Origin of the sequence: Vogesella mureinivorans (assembly GCF_007644035.1) — a bacterium.
In the GTDB taxonomy this organism is placed as follows: domain Bacteria; phylum Pseudomonadota; class Gammaproteobacteria; order Burkholderiales; family Chromobacteriaceae; genus Vogesella; species Vogesella mureinivorans.
In genome coordinates, this window is the sequence record NZ_VMTV02000298.1 from 1 (window position 1) to 281 (window position 281).

The following is a 281-nucleotide window of genomic DNA, read 5'->3' on the forward strand; positions in this document are numbered from 1 at the left end:
GGCCTGCCTGCTCTACCTTGCCCTGCTTCATAAGTATGACGCGGTCGGCCATGCTCATGGCCTCCGTCTGGTCATGTGTCACAAAAACCATCGTGATGCCCAGCCGCCGTTGCAACGATCGGATTTCGTTACGCATCTCAGCACGCAGCTTTGCATCGAGATTGGAAAGTGGTTCATCGAGCAAACACACCTTGGTGTGCGAGATGAGGGCCCGTCCCAAGGCAACACGTTGCTGCTGACCCCCTGAGAGCTGGCTTGGCTTGCGATCAAGCATTGGCGTC

1 protein-coding gene is annotated in these 281 nt (G+C 56.9%); it reads right to left on the minus strand.

The features are described from left to right. The coding region (locus tag FLQ44_RS09850; RefSeq protein WP_147694262.1) for an ATP-binding cassette domain-containing protein at positions 1–281 on the minus strand (281 nt) is incomplete at both ends.